The following is a 12,567-nucleotide window of genomic DNA, read 5'->3' on the forward strand; positions in this document are numbered from 1 at the left end:
GCGGTGGCTCAGGTCAAGCGTATCCGTCGTAACGTCAGCGGCATCATCCTTCTGGACAAGCCGCTGGGCTTCACCTCCAATGCGGCGCTGCAGAAAGTCCGCTGGTTGCTCAATGCCGAAAAGGCCGGTCACACCGGCAGCCTCGATCCCCTGGCCACCGGTGTGCTGCCGCTGTGCTTCGGCGAGGCCACCAAGTTCTCGCAATACCTGCTCGATTCCGACAAGGGTTACGAAACCCTGGCGCAGTTGGGCAAGACCACCACCACTGCGGATGCTGAAGGCGAAGTTTTGCAGACCCGCGAAGTGACCGTTGGTCGTGCCGATATCGAAGCGGTATTGCCGGAATTTCGCGGCGAAATCAAACAGATACCGCCGATGTACTCGGCCCTCAAGCGTGATGGCCAGCCACTCTACAAACTGGCTCGTGCAGGGGAAGTGGTGGAGCGCGAACCGCGTTCTGTTACTATTGCGCGCTTGGAATTACTCGCCTTTGAAGGCGACACTGCGCGCCTGGCGGTGGACTGCAGCAAAGGCACCTATATCCGCACCCTGGTGGAAGATATTGGTGAAAAGCTCGGCTGCGGTGCTTACGTTGCAGAACTGCGACGGACCCAGGCCGGACCTTTCAGCTTGGCCCAGACGGTCACCTTGGAAGAGCTTGAAGCCGTGCACGCCGAAGGCGGCAATGAAGCGGTAGATCGCTTCCTGATGCCATCGGACAGCGGCCTGCTGGATTGGCCACTGCTGCAGTTCTCGGAGCACAGCGCGTTCTACTGGCTCAATGGCCAGCCGGTACGTGCCCCGGATGCACCGAAGTTCGGCATGGTGCGGGTACAGGATCACAACGGTCGCTTCATCGGTATCGGTGAAGTGAGCGAAGACGGGCGCATCGCGCCGCGTCGACTGATTCGGTCAGAATGACCGGACGAGGGTGGCTGTTAACAGGCACGGTCACTACTCATTTATAGATACAGGGATTTGTCCCTGGCCTGTTGAAACTGTTCTTGAACAGTTTCCTGATATAAGGATTGCCCACATGGCACTCAGCGTTGAAGAAAAAGCTCAGATCGTAACCGACTACCAGCAAGCTGTTGGTGACACTGGTTCGCCAGAAGTGCAAGTTGCACTGCTGACCGCCAACATCAACAAACTGCAAGGTCACTTCAAAGCCAACGGTAAAGACCACCACTCCCGTCGTGGCCTGATCCGCATGGTAAACCAGCGTCGTAAGCTGCTGGACTACCTGAAAGGCAAAGACCTGAGCCGTTACAGCACCCTGATCGGTCGTCTGGGTCTGCGTCGCTAATCAGCGATTGCGCTATGAGGTTGGTTGTTTGCCATGCGTCAGCGGTTTTTCCGCCGGCGTATGGCAGGCTCCCAGCCTCAAGTTTTATCTGCTGCACCGTTTTACCTGGACAATAAAGGCTGGGCCGATTCCCCGCATTGCCCAAGAATTTCGCAAGAATCAAGTTTCCCCAAGAGCCACAAAGAAGGTAGGACACCGTGAACCCGGTAATCAAAAAATTCCAGTTCGGTCAGTCGACCGTAACCCTCGAGACTGGCCGTATCGCCCGTCAAGCTTCCGGCGCAGTATTGGTCACCGTTGACGACGACGTCAGCGTATTGGTGACCGTGGTTGGCGCCAAGCAAGCCGACCCAGGCAAGGGCTTCTTCCCTCTGTCTGTTCACTACCAGGAAAAGACTTACGCTGCCGGTAAGATCCCTGGCGGTTTCTTCAAGCGTGAAGGCCGTCCTTCCGAGAAAGAAACCCTGACCTCGCGTCTGATCGACCGTCCGATCCGCCCTCTGTTCCCAGAAGGCTTCATGAACGAAGTGCAGGTTGTCTGCACCGTGGTTTCCACCAGCAAGAAGACCGATCCGGACATCGCTGCGATGATCGGTACCTCGGCTGCCCTGGCGATTTCCGGCATTCCTTTCGACGGCCCGATCGGCGCCGCTCGCGTGGCTTTCCATGAAAGCACTGGCTACCTGCTGAACCCAACCTACGAACAACTGGCTGCTTCGAGCCTGGACATGGTTGTGGCCGGTACCGAAGAAGCCGTGCTGATGGTTGAGTCGGAAGCCAAAGAGCTGACCGAAGACCAGATGCTGGGCGCTGTACTGTTCGCCCACGACGAATTCCAGTCTGTGATCAAGGCTGTCAAAGAGCTGGCCGCCGAAGCTGCCAAGCCTACCTGGGACTGGGCTGCTGCCCCAGAAGCCACCGAACTGTTGGGCGCTATCCGTGCCGAGTTCGGCGAAGCCATCTCCCAGGCTTACACCATCACCGTCAAGGCCGACCGTTACGCTCGCCTGGGCGAGCTGAAAGACCAGGTGGTCGCCAAGCTCTCCGGTGAAGAAGGCCAGCCTTCGGCTGCCGACGTCAAAGCTGCTTTCGGCGAGATCGAATACCGCACCGTTCGCGAAAACATCGTTAACGGCAAGCCACGTATCGACGGCCGCGACACCCGCACTGTACGTCCGCTGAACATCGAAGTCGGCGTCCTGCCGAAGACTCACGGTTCGGCCCTGTTCACCCGTGGCGAAACCCAGGCCCTGGTGGTTGCGACCCTGGGTACTGCCCGTGACGCACAGCTGCTGGACACCCTGGAAGGCGAGAAAAAAGACCCCTTCATGCTGCACTACAACTTCCCTCCGTTCTCGGTGGGCGAGTGTGGTCGCATGGGCGGCGCTGGTCGTCGTGAAATCGGTCACGGCCGTCTGGCCCGTCGTTCGGTCCAGGCCATGCTGCCAGCCGCTGACGTGTTCCCTTACACCATCCGCGTAGTATCGGAAATCACCGAATCCAACGGTTCCAGCTCCATGGCTTCCGTGTGCGGTGCTTCCCTGGCGCTGATGGACGCTGGTGTACCGATGAAGGCGCCGGTTGCCGGTATCGCCATGGGCCTGGTTAAAGAAGGCGAGAAGTTCGCCGTCCTGACCGACATCCTGGGTGACGAAGACCACCTGGGCGACATGGACTTCAAGGTAGCCGGTACCGCCAAAGGCGTCACCGCGCTGCAGATGGACATCAAGATCAAGGGCATCACCGAAGAAATCATGGAGATCGCCCTGGGCCAGGCCCTGGAAGCTCGCCTGAACATCCTCGGCCAGATGAACCAGATCATCGGTCAGTCCCGTACCGAGCTGTCGGCCAACGCACCGACCATGATCGCGATGAAGATCGACACCGACAAGATCCGTGACGTCATCGGTAAAGGTGGCGCCACCATCCGTGCGATCTGCGAAGAAACCAAGGCTTCGATCGACATCGAAGACGACGGTTCGATCAAGATCTTCGGCGAAACCAAGGAAGCTGCAGAGGCCGCGCGTCAGCGCGTTCTGGGCATCACCGCGGAAGCCGAGATCGGCAAGATCTACGTCGGCAAGGTTGAGCGCATCGTCGACTTCGGCGCCTTCGTCAACATCCTGCCGGGTAAGGACGGTCTGGTGCACATCTCCATGCTGAGCGACGCTCGCGTTGAGAAAGTCACCGACATCCTGAAAGAAGGTCAGGAAGTGGAAGTGCTGGTACTGGACGTGGACAACCGCGGTCGTATCAAGCTGTCCATCAAAGACGTGGCAGCAGCCAAGGCTTCGGGCGTTTAATCGTCCCCTAGCCATACGCTGAACAAGCAAACGCCCCGACTGGTTCGGGGCGTTTTGCTATGTGCGCAAAGGCTCCTGGTTGCCGGCCTTGGGCGCCGGTGCTAGGTTTTAACCCACGCCGGTGTAGCTCAGTCGGTAGAGCAGCGCACTCGTAACGCGAAGGTCGCAGGTTCGATTCCTGTCTCCGGCACCAGATATCGAGTTTGGGGCGGTTTGCCAGTGTTTAGCCCCGCCAGCAAAGTCCCTCTAGCGCTGAATGAGCGCCCTCGAAAGATACCTCCCCAAGAAAGGTCGGCAGCCAGCTTCAACTGGTGTTGAGTTCGTCGGTTGTATTCATGACTCATTATTGATAATTGCCAGAGTTTGCTCTGAAAGTTTCAGGAGCTGCTGTTCTATTGAGCCGGGTGCTGCTGGGGTTGATTGTTGAATGGTGTGTTTTTAAGGGTTCTTATGGCAGGCAAATAGTAAGCCGAACTAAGACTTCACTTTTCTATATTCGCTAGTGCGTATCGTGCTTCTAAGAGTTTGGCCGATGCTATTTAAAGTCGATGCTTTCGTAATGAGAAGGGAGTCGTACTGGGTTGCTTGTGCAAGTACTTGATGCTGCTCATGAATCAAGTGGTGCCAGCGAACGGCCTTGCCCATAATGACGGCCTGAAATCAAGGAGTGTTCAGCGTGAAGAAGTGGAAGTTGGCGTTAATCAGCGCAGTATCGCTGTCCCTCGCAGCCTGTGAGAAGGCCCCCACGTATGAGTTTGAGGGGCAGTATTTTGCAATGGAGGGCGAAGAGTGCACGACTCCAGCGAATGTGAAAGATGCTGAACAATATTATCTGGAAATCACCAAAGAGGTGCGGGGTAGAAGCGTGTTGTTCTCGGCTCATTTTCCAGCAGCTGCGAAGGCTGGACTGCCTGTTGTCAGTGCGCAAAGCGTCTCGCCCAATGATGATAACCAGCTGACTTTCAATTTTTATGAACCTAAGTCAGCCGGGACCCCTCCTGAGGCTACAAAGTTCAATATCGTGCTCTCCGTTATTCCTAATCAAAGCAAGGACAGGCACTTGTGGGTGACCAGGGCTGAAATGAATATTGCCCGCGATGGGACGGTTCAGCAGTACGACATCCTGGAAAATCTCAGAAGATTTTTCGAACTGGGCAAGGCAGGCGTTTGCTTGAGAAAAGGAACAGCGGCCGGTTGATCAACCTGGTTTCCTGAGGTTTCTGGCGAGTCTGTGTCTGGTGACGGCCCGGAAATCCGCCGATTTCTCGCTCATCGGTGCATCAGGTCATATAAATCGTCGCCCAAAGGTCCTATATTCGGTTGCTGTCTGAGTACCAGCATGCTGTTTTCAGATGATCCCGAATGGTTCTGAAGGCCAGATAAATCGACGGTTGTAACGGTTTTTTGCGGCAGAGAGATCCCAACGATCCAGATCCATCTTCCATTCCCATGATCAGAGAGAACGAGATGATTCCTAAAGAGGCAAGAATCGACGTAGCGCTTGAACGGTACCTGGCTGCCACGCCTTCCTTGCAAGAGGAAATCAGCGCCCTGAGCCCCGAAGAACAGAAGCAGCAAGCGCAATGGGCGTTTGAGGACGAGGCAGAGTCTCGCGGCATCGAGCCGTGGGAACTGGTGCTCGATCTGGTGGCCGAGACACCGGAGGAACTGAAGGCTATGCGCCTGGAGGTGCATCAGGAGGTTGCTGAAGCGCTGGGCATGGACCTTGAGGATTATCTGCAGCTCAACGAGATCGACAGTTGAGCCCGACGCCAGCCTTAATCAGGCTGGCGTTTTTCATGGATCAGATGCTCAGCCGCATGGACAGGTCCAGGGCTTTCACATCCTTGGTCATGGCACCGATGGAAATGTAGTCCACCCCGGTTTCGGCAATCGGGCGCAAGGTGCTTTCGTTGATTCCCCCGCTGGCTTCCAGCTTGGCCTTGCCGGCATTCAGGCGTACCGCCTCGCGCATATCGTCCAGGCTCAGTTCGTCGAGCATGATGATGTCGGCACCCGCCGCCAGGGCTTGTTTCAACTCCCCAAGGCTTTCCACTTCCACTTCCACCGGCTTGCCCGGGGCGATCTTGTGGGCGGCGCTGATGGCCTGGGCGATGCCGCCACAGGCTGCGATGTGGTTCTCCTTGATCAGGAAGGCGTCATACAGACCGATACGGTGGTTGTGGCAGCCGCCGCAGGTAACCGCGTACTTCTGTGCCAGGCGCAGGCCGGGAAGGGTCTTGCGGGTATCCAGCAGCTTGACCTGGGTATCGGTGACAAAGTCGGCCAGATAACGGGCGCGGGTGGCCACGCCGGACAGCAGTTGCAGGAAGTTCAGAGCGCTGCGTTCGCCGGTGAGCAGTGAGCGGGCCGGGCCTTCAAGGTGGAACAGCGCCTGGTTGGGGACCACCCGCTCGCCGTCAGCCACTTGCCAGTGCACGGCAACCCGCGGGTCCAGTTGGCGGAACACCGCATCCACCCAGGCTGTACCAGCGACGACCGCCGCTTCGCGAGTGATGATGGTGGCTTTGGCCAGGCGTTCGGCCGGGATCAGTTGCGCGGTGATGTCGCCGCTGCCGATGTCCTCCAGCAACGCGCGGCGCACGTTGGCTTCGATTTCGGCGGTCAGGTCGGCGAGGCGTAGATTCGGCATAACGGGCTCCACAAACTAAGTGCGCCGATTATAGGGGCATGGGATCGGCGAACCCAAGGTGGCAAATCTCGGCGAGTCTTTGACGAACCTGTCTTTCGTCGATTTGTCTGATAAGCAAGAGTGATTTTTCTAGTTTGCCTGAGGGTTATTTCCGGATAGGCGGCAGAGTCTGCTGGCGCAAGAGGGGACTTTTACAAGATAATATGACTTGTAATTGACGTCATAGCTTTGACGTGTCTTTGGCTCCCCCTTAAATAAAGTGCAGTGGAATGCATTTGCCTCCGCTGAGAGCCGACTGTGAGCGCCGTCGGCTTGACTGAACCTTGATTTCGAACCGAAGAAACACCTTTCCAGGAGGCTTGGATGCACAACGACGGGAATGTAGTGCCTTTGCACAAGGCGGCTACAGATCAGGCGACCGCTTCGCCGCTTGCCCGCCTGCCGGTGATTCTGCTTCAGGTTCGAGACAAGGCCGCCCAGCAGCTGCGTCACGGTTTACAGGAACTGTTCGATAACGCCGACGACACGCTGTTCGAAATGGCCGATCGGGCGCAGAACAATGTCGAGCAGAACACCCTGTTTGAGGCCATGCGCGACCTGCGCTTGAAGCGCAAAAGCATCGAACGCGGTTTTCTGGAAAAGTTTTTCGAAGCCTTCGCTGGCCTGGTGCAGTACGACCCGGCCCTGGTCATTCCCCATTCGGTGGCTTACGACCCTTCTCTTGACCCTTCCCGGGATGATCTGGAAAAGACCGTGGCCGTGGATGCCATGGTGGCCAAGGTTCTCAACCGGGACGGCTTCGCCCTCGGGCAACTGACGGCGCGCCTGGGCGTGCTGCTGGGCCGGCGCTTGGCGGATGCGGAAAACCCTCTGGCTCCGGCGCTGCTCTGTGAGTACTTCCTCCAGGCCGGACGCAGCCTGGGGGTGGAGATCAAGGTCAAGTTGATCATCCTCAAGCTGTTCGAGCGGTACGTGCTCAGCGATGCCGAACTGCTCTATGGCGAAGCCAACCAACTGTTGATCGCCACTGGAATCCTGCCGGAGCTGATGCCGGCCCCGGCGCGCCGGGCCTCGGATCGAGCCCAGGCTGAAGCCCAGACCGCCACTGCCGATGGCGGTGCGCACAAACCGGGTCAGAGCCCGCTCGACGAGAGCGTGCAGGAAGTCTTCGCGGCCTTGCAGACACTGCTCCTGCATGTGCGCGGCAGCGTTGCCCCGACCCTTGAGGCCAGCGCCGAAACCCAACCGATTTCGACCCGTGACCTTATGCGCCTGCTGTCCCATCTGCAGCAATACGTGCCGGCCCCCAGTGCCCAGGAAGATTTCGACCTGCGCAATCAGCTGGAACAACTGCTCACCCGGGTCAGCGTCAAGAGCGGCAAGTCCCGGGTCGTGGATGTTGCCGACGAGGATGTGATCAACCTGATTGCCATGCTCTTCGAGTGCATCCTTGACGACCGTAACCTGCCGGAGTCCCTCAAGGCGCTGATCGGCCGCCTGCAGATTCCCATGCTCAAGGTGGCGGTGCTGGACAAGAGTTTCTTCAGTCGCGGCAACCACCCGGCGCGGCGCCTGCTCAATGAAATCGCTGCCGCAGCGATGGGCTGGGGCGGCTGCGATGACCATCAGCGTGACAGCCTGTATTTGCGTATCGAACAAGTGGTGCAACGCCTGCTGAGCGAATTCACCGACGACCCGGCGATCTTTTCCGAGCTGCTGGCCGATTTTCTCGCCTTTACCGCCGACGAACGACGTCGTGCCGAGTTGCTGGAGCAGCGCACCCGAGACGCCGAGGAGGGGCGGGCCAAGGCGGAGCTGGCGAGACGGCGGGTGGAACAGGCGCTCAATGAAGCGCTGCTGGGCAAGGTGCTGCCGCACACAGTGGTGGATTTTGTTCGCGATGCCTGGAGCCAGGTGCTGTTGCTCAGTTGCCTGAAGCACGGTGATGACTCTGCCGAATGGCGCACTGCTGAGGGCGTCATGCGCGAGCTGATCTGGAGTGTGCAACGCCACGAGCAGCCGGACACCGCAATGCGCCTGCTGGCCCTGGTGCCGGGACTGCTCAAGGGCCTGCGAGACGGTTTGAGCAGCGCAGCTTTCGATCCTTTTGCCACTAGCGAATTCTTCAGCCAGCTGGAGCTTCTGCACCTGCAGGCATTCGAGCGTGAAGCCCAGGCACCGCAACAGCGAGTGGTGCCCCTGGGGGCCGAGCCTAGCGATCTGATCGTGGTGGCCCAGGAGATCGTCCTGCCCAGCGCCGAAGAAGGCCCCCTGGAGGCCGCTCCGCTGGCTCTGCCGGCCAATGACCCCGGTGTGCTGCAAGTGGAGCAACTGCGCTTGGGGGCCTGGGTCGAGTTTCAGGAGGACGAGGACAATACCTTGCGTTGCAAACTGGCGGCGATTGTTCCCCATCCCGTGGCCAAGTACGTATTCGTCAACCGCACCGGAATGAAAGTCCTGGAGCGCACGCGCATGGGCCTGGCCCTGGAGTTTCATCGCGGCGCGGTGCGGGCGCTGGACGATACCTTGCTGTTCGATCGGGCCCTGGAATCGGTGATCGGCAATCTGCAGCGACTCAATCACGGCAAGTGATCGCAACCCGAGGGGGTAACGCGGCATACTGGGCCACTCAAGGCTTTAGTTGAAGGAATCGGTATGCGGCTGGACCCTGCCACGGGTTGGTGTCACGGCGTACGGCACTGCCCGTCAGTCAATTTCAATGAACGCCCGGCAGGCGAGATCTCCCTGTTGGTGATTCATAACATCAGTCTGCCGCCGGGGCAGTTCGGCACCGGCAAGGTGCAGGAATTCTTCCAGAATCGCCTTGATGTCACAGAGCATCCCTATTTTGCCGGGATCGCCGACTTGCGCGTGTCTGCGCATTTTCTGATCGAACGTGACGGCGCGGTCACTCAGTTTGTCTCTTGTCTGGATCGGGCCTGGCATGCCGGCGTGTCGAGCTTCGAGGGGCGGGACACGTGCAACGATTTTTCCCTGGGCATTGAACTGGAGGGCACTGACGAATTGCCCTTCACCGACGCCCAGTACCGTTCCCTGAGTGCCCTGACCAAACAATTACAGGCGGCTTTCTGCGCCATCACGCCACAACGGATTTGTGGTCATAGCGACATCGCTCCCGGGCGCAAGACCGACCCGGGCCAGGCTTTTGACTGGGCACGTTATCGTGCCGCCTTGGAGAAGGGAGAAGGACAATGAGTTTTCTGGTGTTGCTGCTGGCGGTGTGGATCGAGAAATTCTCGGCCTTGCGCCAGCGGGTGCAGCGCGACGGTTGGTGGCTGAAGGAGTTGGCGCGGTTGGAGGCCAGCCCGCGTCTGGCGGGGCATCCATGGTGCCTGTTGCTGGTGCTGGTGTTGCTGCCGGTGGCCTTGCTCGGTCTCTTGCTGCTGGTGCTGGAGCCGGTCACCTATGGACTGTTGGCCCTGCCGGTGCATCTGCTGGTGGTGATCTACGCTCTGGGTCGGGGCGATCTGCTCGGTGGCCTCGGGCCGTTTCGCGATGCCTGGCGCCGTGAAGACCTGCAAGCAGCGGTGCATGTGGCCAAGCGTGACCTGAACATTGACGCCGACAATGGCGAGCAACTGCTGGAACGGGTCCAGGGCTATCTGCTGTGGCAGGCCTTCCAGAGCTTCTTCGTGGTGATCTTCTGGTACTTCCTGCTGGGCCCGGTGGCGGCCTTGAGCTATCGCCTGCTGGCGCTGGCTGCCGAGCACGGTAAGAATCCCGCCCTGGTGGAGCGTGCGGCGCAGTTGCGCCATGCCTTCGACTGGTTGCCGGTGCGCCTGCTGGCGGCGAGCTTCGCCCTGGTGGGCAACTTCGTGGCCGTGAGCCGGGTGATGCTCCACGAGTTGCTCAACTGGCACATCAGCGCCGCGCAACTGGTAGAGAAGGTCGGCCTGGTGGCTGCCGAGATTCCTCCCCCTTTGGCCGGGCCCGAGGGCATCAATAGCCTGGACCGCATCTGGGAGTTGCAGCTGCGGGCGGCCGTGCTCTGGTATGCCGGTTTTGCCCTGTGGACCGTTCTCGCCTGAATCTGTGCCCCTGGCGCAGCGAGCCAGTCTGGCTCGCTGCGCCAGCCCGGGCCACGGGCTCGATCCACCGCCCCGATCCACCGCCCATGCGCGGTTAACTTTAAGTTACAAAACCTCCCCCGAAATTGAGCTATACAGACGGAGCGCCGAATAGTGGCTTTCTGCTGCCTTCGCCTGCCGGCCCATAACAATAAAAGAAAAGGGAGACTTCCTTGTGAAGAGCTTGCTCTATCCCGCTGTCGCGCTGATGAACCGCCTGAGCTTCGGCATGAAGTTCAGCCTGATCAGCGTGCTGTTCTTTGTGCCCATGCTGGTGACCAACTTCTATCTGGTACGCGACTCCTACCGGGAGTTCCAGGGCACCCGGGTCGAACTGCAAAGTCTCGACCTGTTGGGCAGCAGCCTGGCCCTGCGCCGGGACCTGGAGACCCTCAACAACCTGGTGCAGATCAACGCCAGCCTTGGTCAGTCCGGCAAGGCAGGGGATCTGGAGGGCAAGATAGTCGCCCTGGAAAAGTCCGTGCTCGAGCGCATGCAGGCTCTTGAGGCCGTCACCGTCGATCCCCAGCAGGTCGAGGTGTTCAACGCCAAGCGCGACGAGCTGGTGGCGGCCTTCAAGGCCCAGCAGGTGGAAAGCTCGCTGCTGAACAAAAGCGGGCTGATCGGCAAGCTGCTGGGCAGCGCGCAACTGTTCAGCCAGATCATCGCCAGCCAGTCGGGCCTGAGCCGCGATGCTCAGGGCGATATCCGCCAGCTCAGCGAGCTGATCACCAGCGTCACCCCGCAAGTCACCCAGACCCTGGGAGAAGGTCGGGCCATGGGCGCCTATTCCCTGGGCCAGGGTTTTCTCAACTCTTCATCCAGCACCCGCTTCGACGAGCTGCTGGTGCAGATCGAAAAGCTTCAGGCCGAGTACGGACTCAAGCTGCAGGATGCCCTGGGCTCCAGCCGCGCCGCCCACGACGCCCTGGACAGCCTGGCCAGTGCCAGCAAAGGCAGCCTCAAGCAGGCCAGCGAACTGTTCGAAGAGCAGGTGGTGATGGCCGATACCCTGGACGCGCCCTGGCAGGGGTTCTACGACCAGGTCAGCAGCCTGATGGCGCAGACCTATCAACTCAACGAAGGCACCTTGAAGTTCCTTGATGTCGAGCTGCAAAAACGCCTGGAGCAGAACCGCAGCCACATGGTGCTGCTGGTAGCGGCCCTGGCCCTGGTGTTTCTCTCCATCGTTTATCTGTACGGCGGCTTCTATGCCTCCACCCGCACCACCCTGCGCCAACTGGGAGCGATGATGGACAAGGTGGCGGCGGGGGACATGACCGTCACCTTCACCGCCCACAGCCGTGATGAGCTGGGCGAACTGGGCAGTGTGTTCAACGGCACGGTGCGCAAGATCCACGACCTGATCGAACGGGTCGGCCATACCGTCAGCGAAGTGGAGCGCCAGGCCGGACAGGTGGAAAGCGTCTCGGCCCAGAGCAACCAGGCCGTGGCCGGCCAGCGCAGCCAGATCGAACAAGTGGCCACGGCCATGAACCAGATGTCCGCCACCTCCCAGGAAGTGGCCCGCAGCGCGGCGGCGGCAGTCAGCAGTGCCCACAGCGTCAACGACGAAACCATCAGCGGCCGTGGGCTGGTGGAGTCCCAGCAGGACAGCATTGCTCGCCTGGCCAGCGAGATCGATCAGTCGGTGCGGGTGATCAACCAGTTGGCCAGCGACAGCCAGTCCATCAGTCGGGTGCTGGAAGTGATCAAGAGCATTGCCGAACAGACCAACCTGCTGGCCCTGAATGCCGCCATCGAGGCCGCCCGCGCCGGCGAGCAAGGCAGGGGCTTTGCCGTGGTGGCCGATGAAGTACGGACCCTGGCCAAGCGCACTCAGCAATCCACCGAAGAAATCGAGGAAATGATCGGCAAGCTCCACGGCGGCGTCGGCGCGGCGGTCAAGGCCATGGGCAGCAGTCACGCCATGGCCAATGGCACGGTCGACCAGTCGGAAAAGGTTCAGCAGGCCCTGGAAAACATCCTGGGTGCTGTAGGCATGATCGTCGACCAGAACCAGCAAATCGCCGCTGCCGTAGAGCAGCAGACGGCAGTGGCCCACGACATTGACCAGAACATTGTCGAGATCAATCGTGCCGGTGAACGCACCGCCGAGGGCGCGCACCAGACCGAGGATGCCAGCCGCCAGCTGTCGGCCCAGGTGGTGCAGTTGAAACAGCTGATTGGTGCGTTCCGCGTCTGACCGGGGAGGGG

10 protein-coding genes, 1 tRNA gene and 1 pseudogene are annotated in these 12,567 nt (G+C 59.8%); 11 read left to right on the forward strand and 1 reads right to left on the reverse strand.

What is annotated here, in order from left to right; all coding sequences use genetic code 11:
* Positions 1 to 3 precede the first annotated feature (3 nt).
* From truB to LOY69_RS04160, 6 genes are all read left to right on the forward strand, one after another.
* Complete coding sequence (truB, locus tag LOY69_RS04135) at positions 4 to 921, forward strand: tRNA pseudouridine(55) synthase TruB (RefSeq protein WP_011059204.1); 918 nt, start codon at positions 4 to 6, stop codon at positions 919 to 921.
* Between the two features lie 115 nt (positions 922 to 1,036).
* On the forward strand, positions 1,037 to 1,306 hold the full coding sequence (rpsO, locus tag LOY69_RS04140; protein ID WP_011059205.1) for a 30S ribosomal protein S15: 270 nt from the start codon (positions 1,037 to 1,039) through the stop codon (positions 1,304 to 1,306).
* A 197-nt stretch (positions 1,307 to 1,503) separates the two neighbouring features.
* Positions 1,504 to 3,609: a polyribonucleotide nucleotidyltransferase gene (gene pnp / locus LOY69_RS04145; RefSeq protein ID WP_041115943.1), complete on the forward strand. Its 2,106-nt coding sequence runs from the start codon at positions 1,504 to 1,506 to the stop codon at positions 3,607 to 3,609.
* A gap of 117 nt (positions 3,610 to 3,726) precedes the next feature.
* Positions 3,727 to 3,802 (forward strand) — tRNA-Thr (locus LOY69_RS04150).
* 483 nt (positions 3,803 to 4,285) lie between these two features.
* The gene (locus LOY69_RS04155; RefSeq protein WP_265074166.1) at positions 4,286 to 4,807 is read left to right on the forward strand and encodes a hypothetical protein; all 522 of its coding nucleotides are present in this window, start codon (positions 4,286 to 4,288) and stop codon (positions 4,805 to 4,807) included.
* Between the two features lie 269 nt (positions 4,808 to 5,076).
* Positions 5,077 to 5,373 carry a DUF6388 family protein gene (locus tag LOY69_RS04160; RefSeq protein WP_047283892.1) on the forward strand — a complete coding sequence of 99 codons (297 nt, stop codon included), beginning with the start codon at positions 5,077 to 5,079 and terminating at the stop codon, positions 5,371 to 5,373.
* Between the two features lie 40 nt (positions 5,374 to 5,413).
* On the opposite strand, the gene nadC is transcribed toward LOY69_RS04160, so the two are convergent.
* Positions 5,414 to 6,262 carry a carboxylating nicotinate-nucleotide diphosphorylase gene (gene nadC / locus LOY69_RS04165; protein ID WP_110595989.1) on the reverse strand — a complete coding sequence of 283 codons (849 nt, stop codon included), beginning with the start codon at positions 6,260 to 6,262 and terminating at the stop codon, positions 5,414 to 5,416.
* A 363-nt stretch (positions 6,263 to 6,625) separates the two neighbouring features.
* On the opposite strand from nadC, the gene LOY69_RS04170 reads away from it, so the two are divergent.
* The 5 genes and pseudogenes from LOY69_RS04170 to LOY69_RS30500 all read left to right on the forward strand — a co-directional run bounded on the left by LOY69_RS04170 (position 6,626) and on the right by LOY69_RS30500 (position 12,556).
* Positions 6,626 to 8,854 (forward strand): DUF1631 domain-containing protein, encoded by a 2,229-nt coding sequence (locus LOY69_RS04170; RefSeq protein ID WP_110595990.1) that lies wholly within the window; start codon positions 6,626 to 6,628, stop codon positions 8,852 to 8,854.
* Between the two features lie 63 nt (positions 8,855 to 8,917).
* Positions 8,918 to 9,478 carry a 1,6-anhydro-N-acetylmuramyl-L-alanine amidase AmpD gene (ampD, locus tag LOY69_RS04175; protein WP_102861093.1) on the forward strand — a complete coding sequence of 187 codons (561 nt, stop codon included), beginning with the start codon at positions 8,918 to 8,920 and terminating at the stop codon, positions 9,476 to 9,478.
* On the forward strand, positions 9,475 to 10,311 hold the full coding sequence (gene ampE, locus LOY69_RS04180; protein ID WP_102878335.1) for a regulatory signaling modulator protein AmpE: 837 nt from the start codon (positions 9,475 to 9,477) through the stop codon (positions 10,309 to 10,311). The genes ampD and ampE overlap by 4 nt, the downstream gene beginning before the upstream one ends.
* Before the next feature lie 1,183 nt (positions 10,312 to 11,494).
* A pseudogene (locus tag LOY69_RS30495) lies at positions 11,495 to 11,698 on the forward strand (HAMP domain-containing protein); the annotation flags it as partial.
* A 153-nt stretch (positions 11,699 to 11,851) separates the two neighbouring features.
* Entirely contained in the window at positions 11,852 to 12,556 is a 705-nt protein-coding gene (locus LOY69_RS30500; RefSeq protein ID WP_372342434.1) for a methyl-accepting chemotaxis protein, read from the forward strand.
* Positions 12,557 to 12,567 lie beyond the last annotated feature (11 nt).

It is taken from the genome of Pseudomonas sp. B21-059, assembly GCF_026016285.1.
In the GTDB taxonomy this organism is placed as follows: domain Bacteria; phylum Pseudomonadota; class Gammaproteobacteria; order Pseudomonadales; family Pseudomonadaceae; genus Aquipseudomonas; species Aquipseudomonas danubii.

Coding starts and splice junctions, on each gene's coding strand:
- rpsO (WP_011059205.1), top strand. CDS start 1,037: ATGGCACTCAGCGTTGAAGAAAAAGCTCAGATCGTAACCGACTACCAG.
- LOY69_RS04160 (WP_047283892.1), top strand. CDS start 5,077: ATGATTCCTAAAGAGGCAAGAATCGACGTAGCGCTTGAACGGTACCTG.
- nadC (WP_110595989.1), bottom strand. CDS start 6,262: ATGCCGAATCTACGCCTCGCCGACCTGACCGCCGAAATCGAAGCCAAC.
- LOY69_RS04170 (WP_110595990.1), top strand. CDS start 6,626: ATGCACAACGACGGGAATGTAGTGCCTTTGCACAAGGCGGCTACAGAT.
- ampD (WP_102861093.1), top strand. CDS start 8,918: ATGCGGCTGGACCCTGCCACGGGTTGGTGTCACGGCGTACGGCACTGC.
- ampE (WP_102878335.1), top strand. CDS start 9,475: ATGAGTTTTCTGGTGTTGCTGCTGGCGGTGTGGATCGAGAAATTCTCG.
- LOY69_RS30500 (WP_372342434.1), top strand. CDS start 11,852: ATGTCCGCCACCTCCCAGGAAGTGGCCCGCAGCGCGGCGGCGGCAGTC.